Origin of the sequence: Streptomyces sp. NPDC056347 (genome assembly GCF_042262625.1) — a bacterium.
GTDB lineage: Bacteria > Actinomycetota > Actinomycetes > Streptomycetales > Streptomycetaceae > Streptomyces.
The window spans coordinates 22751-30346 of the sequence record NZ_JBHJQP010000096.1 but is presented as its reverse complement, the minus strand read 5'-3'; the positions used below and the strand labels follow the sequence as shown (position 1 = coordinate 30346).

Below are 7596 nucleotides of genomic sequence, written 5' to 3'. Positions count from 1 at the left end.
CGCGATCTCCCACAGCCCGTCCGGAACAATCCAACTCCACGTATCCCGCCCCATGAACAGCCCAACGAGCGATCGCCACATAGGACACCGTCTAAGTAGTCAATCAGCCGGCAGCGATTGTTGAGTAGGTCCATACATCGGCTGGCATTTCGTGAAGGAGCTTCCAGATGATGCCCATGGGCTTGCTTCCCTTGTGCTCAACATACTCAGCTGGACCAAGAAGCATCCATGGCTGAGGCCCGCCAATATCCGTCTTCTTGTAGCGTCGAACGAAGAGGAGGACATGACTGCCCTTCTCCTTGTGGGTCTGGTAGCGAATTCCAGTTGGTGATGTTTCAGAGGTCTGGTTCTGTGACTCCCAGTGAAACTGGTGTTCGTTTCGAGCGTAGTCCTTGTAGCGTGTTTCTGGAGAGAAGTCCTTCTCGTCTTTTTCGAGTGTGATGAGTAGCGCGTCAGTCTGGATGTTCTCGCACCACTTCACGCCTTCGCGGAAATGTCCCGGCAGGAAGCTGTTGATGGAGGATTGCCCGAGGGCGGGAAGGATCTCTTCCCGGCTATATGAGGCGTGGACAGATAGTGGGGCGTTTGCATGTTCACCGAGGAGCGGGACAGGGACATGATCGGCCTGGTCTAGTGCGTGCGCGAGGACCTGACGGAGTTCGCTACGAAAGTCATGCTGTGAGTGAAGCGTATGGAAGCCCTCCTGGTAGCTGCTGAATCCGCCACCCAATGGCCAGAGCGAGAAGAACAACATGCGGGCGAAGGCCTGATCTTGCGTGTTGAGGTCGCCATATTCGGGGGCGTCGTCGGTGAGCAGCTTGGTGTACGCGGAGACGCGGAGCGGGTCATCGACATGGAGGAATGCCGGGACACGCTTCAGTAGGGAGATCTCTCCGTCCGGTCCAGACTCCGGGAGGAGCTTTGCCCTGCGAAGCAGGCCAGTCCACGAGTTTCCGTTGCCGCGGTACAACTCCTTGAGTTCGCGGCGGCTCTCCTTGAGGTACTTGGCGATGTGAGGTTCGGCGTAGTCAGCGACCTCGCGCGCGAGATGCGTGACGTTGACGCTGATCTGACTGCGGATGTTGTCGATGATGAGTTCCTTGGCCTTCGGCTCAAGGATGATGTGGCAACCAGATGGCAACTGCGGAAAATCGTGCTCAATGTTAGTGAGCAGGCGGTTGCGTGTGAGGTTGGTGAGCGCTCTGAACTGCTCCTCGAAGCGAAATTCCTTGCGATGTTGCCCAATGAAGTCCAACACGGTGAGGACGGCCTTCCCTTCCGTGCGTCGCAGCCCTCGTCCCAACTGCTGAAGAAACACCGTTGCGCTCGACGTGGGACGTAGGAGAAGTAGCGTGTCTACATCGGGTATGTCGAGACCTTCGTTAAATAGATCGACGGAGAAAATTACTTGGATCTTTCCAGATCTAAGCTGGTTCAGAGCATCTCGACGTTCATCGCGGGGAGTCTCGCCTGAGAGAGCAACGGCGTTGAGTCCGGCTCGACAGAAGAAATCGGCCATGAAAGCTGCATGTGCGATCGACACGCAGAAGCCCAAAGCGCGCATGGTTCCGGGGTTGGTGACCTTGTCCCGCACGGCTTGTACGACGAGCCTGGCTCGTGCTTTGTTCCCGGTAAAGAGATCGCTGAGATCGGCAGAGTCGTACGATCCACGTTTCCAGGCGATCGCGCTCATATCGGTGTTGTCGCTGACGCCAAAGTAGTGGAACGGGCTGAGTAGGTCGTTCTCCAAGGCTTCCCAGAGGCGCATCTCTGCTGCGATCCGACCATCGAAGAACTCGTCCTGAATGTTCAGCCCATCCATGCGCTCCGGGGTTGCGGTCAGGCCTAGAAGCTCCTGCGGATCGAAGTGATCGAGGATCCTTCGATACGTCGGGGATGTGCCGTGATGAAACTCGTCGATCACGATGACATCGAAGTGGTCTGGAGCAAGGCGATCTAGAGCGCGTGAGTTAAGTGATTGGACGCTACCGAAGACATGCGTCCAGTTTTCCGGGATCTCTCCTCCGACCAAGAGCTCGCCGAAGTTAGCGTCCACCAAGACGTTCTGGTACACGCGCAGGGACTGTTCCAGGATTTCCTTGCGATGGGCGACGAAGAGTAGCCGCGGGTCACGGCCCAATTTCTGCCGAAGATGCTTGAAGTCCAAAGCCGCCATGACGGTCTTACCGGTCCCGGTCGCGGCAACCAGGAGGTTACGGTGCCGGTTGTGGACGATGCGCTCTACTTCAAGACGTTCAAGCATGTCTCGTTGGTGGGGGTACGGGCGAACCTCAAGCCCAGAGAGTGTGATGGCGGGACTCCCACCTCGGATCGAGCCGCCAGCCTGCGCTAGAGCTTGGTCCAGCCTCGATGCGTCGCGGTCCGGGTCGTAGGGCTCAAATGAGCGTTCACTCCAGTACGCATCAAATGTTGCCTCGAACTTGCGGATGACAGCAGGCGTAGCAACCGAAGACAGCCGCACATTCCATTCGAGGCCGTCAAGCAAAGCTGCCTTGGACAGGTTGGAACTTCCTACGTACGCCGTGTCGAATCCGCTATCGCGGCGGAAGAGCCACGCCTTGGCATGGAGCCGTGTAGAGCGCAGCTCGTAGTTCACCCGCACCTCAGCATCGAATTCGCGGACCAAACGGTCAAGCGCGCGCCGCTCAGTGGCTCCGATGTAAGTAGTGGTCAGTACGCGGATGGGTACGTCACGCTCGCGTGCAGAAGCGAGGGCTTGTTCCAGCACACGTAGGCCATGCCATTTGACGAAGGCACAGAGCAGATCGACGCGGTCCGCTGTGGCCAACTCGGCTCGCAGCTCGAAGCCCAGGCTCGGGTCTTCGGGAGAGTTCGTGATGAGCGCCGTCTCAGAGAGCGGGGTGGCTGGGCGAATTGCATACACACCAGGCGCCTCTTGCTCCGCCACTGCCAGCAACTGGCGGGGGCCTTCGATGACAAGATCAATCCACTCGGCAGCGCCCTTGACCGTGCTGATCGAGTCCAGGATGTGATTGGCAGCAAGCACTTGCTCTGCAGGTGAGAGCCCTTGAAGAACTTTGCGTACGACGCCTGCGATGTGGCGCGTCAGCACGTGTGGCGCAGATTCGGCGCCCACCGCTTCATCGATGGAACGCCAGCCCGCGGCATCCAACTGCTTCATGCGGTTTTGGAGGCGTTGAGTGATCAGCGTCTCGTAGAGTCCCGCAACAGGAGCCATGTCATCTGCAGAGTCGTGAGGCACGACTGATCCCCCCTCATCCCACCTTGGGAATGCAGTTGTATCAAGCAGGGCTGACAGCCCGTTGCGCTGCCGTGCGGACGTAGGCGAGGGCGGGTTGGCCGTCGAGGTGGAGGGTTTCGCCGGTGGGGGTGAAGCCGGTGCGGGTGAGGACGGTGCGGGAGGGGGTGTTGGCGACGGTGGCTCTGGCGTGGAGGGTGGGCAGGGCGTAGTCGGTGGCCGCCAGGGTGCAGAGGTGGCGGACGGTGGCGGTGGCCAGGCCGCGGTGGGTGGCCTTCTCGGCCATGCGGAAGCCCAGTTCGGCGGCGCCGTCCGCGGCGTCCACCAGGTTGAAGCGGCCCAGCACCTCGCCGTCGGGGTCGACCAGCAGATGGAAGTGGCAGAGCCCGGCGTCCTGCTCGGCCAGGAGCGCGGCGTGGCGGGCGTCGAAGTCGGCGAAGTAGGCGTCGCCCCGGTCCGGTACGGAGGCGGCGAAGAACGCGCGGTTCTCCCGCTCGAAGGCGAGTACGGCGGGGGCGTGGTCGGGGCGCAGGCGCTGGAGTTCGGGCATGGCGTCACCCTACGGACCGGAGGGGGCCGGGCCGATGTGTTTTGTTCGGGAGCGGGCGAACGTGACACCTCGGGGGCGATGTGTCACGTTCGCGCGCAGGGCGGGGTGTCAGCCCGTGCCGTGGCACTCCCGGTACGTGCGGCCCGAGCCGCACCAGCAGGGGGCGGTGCGGGCCGGGGGCCAGGGGGTGGCGCGGCCGCGGGCGGCGAGGGTGGTGGCGTACTGGGGGAGGAGGTCCGGGTCGGAGGGGGACGCGGCCTCCGAGGCGGCGAACGCCTCGTACGACGGGACCGTGCCGGTCACGATGCCGAGGTTCGGGGTGCCGGCCTGGTGGAGGTCGCGGAGGGCGGACTCCAGGCGGGCCAGGTGCTCGGTGTGCGAGGGGTACTCGGCGCGCAGGCCCGGGTAGCCGGCGAGGAGTTCGGCCAGCTCGGGCTCGGGCCAGTGCAGCACGGCGACCGGGAACGGCCGGGACAGGGCGTCGCGGTACGTGCCCAGCTCGGCGCGCAGGCGGGTGATCTCGGCCCGCAGCTCGCCCGGGTCCGAGGAGCCCAGGGACCACAGCCGCTTCGGGTCGTGGAGCTCGTCCAGCGGGACCGCCGCGGTGTGGAGGGTGTCGGCCAGCTCGTCCCAGGAGTCGTGGCCGACGCCCAGCAGCCTGCGTACCCGGTGGCGGCCGAACAGCAGGGACCGGGTGGCGTACGGCACTTCCTCGCCGGGGGTCAGGAGCAGGGCCAGCGCGGTCGAGAAGAAGTCGTGGGCGGATTCCAGCTCGTCGTGGGCTTCGAGGGTGGTGGCCGCGATCTCCCAGGGTCCGGGGTCGAGGGGGCTCGCGGTGCGGATGCCCTCGATGATCGCGCGGGCCTCGGCCTCGTGGCCGTACTCCCACAGATTGGCCGCGTTGAGGGCCTTGACCAGGTGGGGACGGGCGAGCTCGGGGGAGGCGAGGAGTTCGTCGTAGAGGGTGGTGGCGCGGGCGCGGTCGCCGGCGAGTTCCAGATGGGCCGCGGCCTGGAGGAGCAGCGGCTCACGGTCCTCGGGGTACCGTGCCGCGGCGCGCAGCAGACGCTCGGCTTCGGTGGTGTGGGCGGCAGGCGTGTCGGGGCGCATGGATCACACCGTACTGCTGTGCGGCTTCCGGGCGGAGGGTCGTTCGGACCCTGGAGAGTTACGGGCCGTGGGCCTATCGTGCGGGCCGTGCGGGAGCGGATACCGGTGGTGACGCAGCGGAGGGCGCGGGGGCGCAGAGCCGTCGCGCGCGGGCTCTGGACGGGGGCCGAGCTGGTGGTGACCCTCGGCGCCGTCCTGTTGCTGCTCGTCGTTCACCAGCTGTGGTGGACCAACCGGCAGGCCCGAGCCGGGGCGGAGGACCAGGTGCGGTCCCTCCAGCGGGAGTGGGACACGGGCCGCGGGGGAGGGGACGAAAGCGGTTCCCGGGGCGGTGGAGCCGGCGGGGTGGGTGGTGGTGGCGGTGGACAGAAGAACCGGGACGGCGGGGGCGGCGCCGTGCGCGGGGCACCGCGCACGGACCGGGCGTACGCCGTCATCCGCATCCCGCGGCTCGGGCTCGTCGCCCCCGTCGCCCAGGGCATCGGCAAGCGGAACGTCCTCGACAAGGGGTACGTCGGGCACTACCCGGGCACCGCGCAGCCCGGCCGGGCCGGGAACTTCGCCCTCGCCGGACACCGCAACACGCACGGCGAGCCCTTCCGGTACATCAACCGGCTGCGGCGCGGCGACCGTATCGCCGTCGAGACCCGGGACGCCGTGTACACGTACACCGTCGACCGGACGCTGGCGCGCACCAGCCCGCGCGACGGCGGGGTCGTCGCCGCGGTCCCGCGCAGCAACCTGAGCCCGTACCCCGGGTACCACCGGGCCGGTTCCTATGTGACGCTCACGACCTGTACACCCGAGTTCACCTCCCGGTACCGGCTCGTCGTATGGGGAAAACTCGTGGATGTCCGGCCGCGGCAGCACGCAGGGCCTAAGGTTCCCTGACGTGCTCAGACGACGTCCGCAGTTGTTGTGGTTGCTGGTCCCCTACGTGCTGTACCTGGGGGTGCTGCCGCTCGTGAACCGGGTCCACCCGGTGATTCTCGGGCTGCCGTTCCTCTTCGCATGGCTCCTCGGGGCGACCCTGCTGACCCCCGTGGCCGTATGGCTGACCCGGCGGGGGGACCGCCGGTGAACGCCACGGTCGCGACCTCCGTGTTCGGGGCCTTCATGGCCGTCACCGTGGCTCTCGGGCTGCTCGCCGCGCGCGGGCGGCGGAAGGGAACGGGCGAGGGAGGGCTCGCCGAGTGGTCCGTCGGCGGGCGCAGCCTCGGCACGGTGTTCATCTGGGTGCTGATGGCCGGTGAGGGCTACACCAGCTTCAGCTACCTGGGCGCCGCGGGCTGGGGCTACAACTACGGGACCCCGGTGCTGTACGTCGTCGCGTACATGTCCTGCGGTTACGCGGTCGGCTACGTGGTCGGCCCCATGCTCTGGGCGTACGCGCGCGATCACGGGCTCGTCGGGATCACCGACATGGTGGCGCACCGCTTCGGGCGGCCCTGGCTCGGCGCACTCCTCGCCGTACTCGTGACCGTCTTCCTGCTCCCGTACATCCAGCTCCAGATCACCGGCATGGGCGTGGTCGTCTCGACGATCTCCTACGGTTCCATCAGCCTGAACTGGGCCTACTTCATCGCCTTCGCCGTCACCACCGGTTTCGTCGTGGTGAGCGGGCTGCGGGGCAGCGCGTGGGTGTCCGTGCTCAAGGACGTGCTGGTGATCGTCACGCTCGGCTTCCTCGCGTTCTACGTGCCGTCGCACTACTTCGGCGGGTACGGGCCCTTCCTCGACCGGCTCGTCACCGAGAAGAGCGAGTGGCTGACCTTCCCCGGACACGGCGACAGCGGGCTGGGACAGGCCTGGTTCATCACCACCTCGTTCCTCAACTCGCTCACCGTGGTCATCTTCCCGACCACCGTCGCCGGGTACCTCGGCGCGAAGAACGCCGACGTGCTGCGCCGCAACGCGATGCTGCTGCCCGCGTACAACGTGCTGCTCTTCGTGCCGATGCTGCTCGGCATGGCGGCGCTCTTCGTCGTGCCGGGGCTGGTCGGCGCCGAGTCCAATCTGGCGCTCTTCAAGCTGGTCGTGGACTCGCTGCCGGCCTGGGCGGTCGGGGTCATCGGGGTGGCCGCGGCGCTCTCCTCGATCGTGCCGATGGCCGTGTTCATGCTGGTCATCGGCACCATGTGGGGGCGCAGCGTGCTCTCCCTCGTACCGCGCTGGCAGCGGCGGCAGAAGGGGGCCGCGCAGATCGTCGTGGTGGTCGCGGGGAGCCTCGCGCTGCTGCTGACGTACACGGCGCCGAACACCCTGGTCCGGCTCTCCCTCATCTCGTACGAGGCGATGGCGCAGCTGCTCCCGATGGTGCTGCTGGGGCTGGTGTGGCGGCGGCTGACCCTGTGGGGGGCGATGAGCGGGCTGGTCGTCGGCGTGGCGCTGGTGTGCGGGTTCGTGTTCTCGGAGCACGATCCGGTGTGGGGGGTGAACGCGGGCATCGTGGCGCTCGCCGCCAACCTGGCCGTCGCGCTCGCCGTGACGTACGCGGGGCCGCGCGAGCGCGACGACCGGCCGGACGAGGTGGTGCTCGCGCGGGACGAGGTCCGTCCCGTCCGTCCTGCCGGTCCCGTCGATTCCTCGGTGGCGGGTTGAGGTCCGTCCGGCCGTGCCCGACCGGACGGGTATCGCGACCGGTCGTGTATAACGGCTGGAGAGCATCGGACGACGCGTCCGGCCGGAGGGACGG

6 protein-coding genes are annotated in these 7596 nt (G+C 66.3%); 3 read left to right on the top strand and 3 right to left on the bottom strand.

Features of this window, described 5'->3' with window-relative positions; all coding sequences use genetic code 11:
• Positions 1-103 precede the first annotated feature (103 nt).
• From ACFCV8_RS21980 to ACFCV8_RS21970, 3 genes are all read right to left on the bottom strand, one after another.
• Entirely contained in the window at positions 104-3220 is a 3117-nt protein-coding gene (locus ACFCV8_RS21980; RefSeq protein ID WP_376687091.1) for a DUF3427 domain-containing protein, read from the bottom strand.
• Between the two features lie 64 nt (positions 3221-3284).
• A complete protein-coding gene (locus tag ACFCV8_RS21975; protein WP_376687090.1) occupies positions 3285-3791 on the bottom strand; it encodes a GNAT family N-acetyltransferase in 507 nt (168 codons plus the stop codon).
• Between the two features lie 108 nt (positions 3792-3899).
• Positions 3900-4901, bottom strand: coding sequence for an SEC-C metal-binding domain-containing protein (locus tag ACFCV8_RS21970; RefSeq protein WP_376687089.1), 1002 nt, complete (start codon positions 4899-4901; stop codon positions 3900-3902).
• 87 nt (positions 4902-4988) lie between these two features.
• On the opposite strand from ACFCV8_RS21970, the gene ACFCV8_RS21965 reads away from it, so the two are divergent.
• Genes ACFCV8_RS21965 through ACFCV8_RS21955 form a run of 3 tightly spaced genes read left to right on the top strand, consistent with a single transcriptional unit; the run spans position 4989 to position 7502 of the window.
• The gene (locus ACFCV8_RS21965; RefSeq protein WP_376687088.1) at positions 4989-5792 is read left to right on the top strand and encodes a class E sortase; all 804 of its coding nucleotides are present in this window, start codon (positions 4989-4991) and stop codon (positions 5790-5792) included.
• A 31-nt stretch (positions 5793-5823) separates the two neighbouring features.
• The gene (locus ACFCV8_RS21960; RefSeq protein WP_376687092.1) at positions 5824-5982 is read left to right on the top strand and encodes a DUF3311 domain-containing protein; all 159 of its coding nucleotides are present in this window, start codon (positions 5824-5826) and stop codon (positions 5980-5982) included.
• The gene (locus tag ACFCV8_RS21955) at positions 5979-7502 is read left to right on the top strand and encodes a sodium:solute symporter (protein ID WP_376687087.1); all 1524 of its coding nucleotides are present in this window, start codon (positions 5979-5981) and stop codon (positions 7500-7502) included. Before ACFCV8_RS21960 ends, ACFCV8_RS21955 begins: the two co-directional genes overlap by 4 nt.
• Positions 7503-7596: the final 94 nt, after the last annotated feature.

What these genes read in the sequence shown, in the direction of transcription:
- ACFCV8_RS21970 (WP_376687089.1), bottom strand. Translation starts at nt 4,901, where the DNA reads ATGCGCCCCGACACGCCTGCCGCCCACACCACCGAAGCCGAGCGTCTG.
- ACFCV8_RS21980 (WP_376687091.1), bottom strand. Translation starts at nt 3,220, where the DNA reads ATGGCTCCTGTTGCGGGACTCTACGAGACGCTGATCACTCAACGCCTC.
- ACFCV8_RS21975 (WP_376687090.1), bottom strand. Translation starts at nt 3,791, where the DNA reads ATGCCCGAACTCCAGCGCCTGCGCCCCGACCACGCCCCCGCCGTACTC.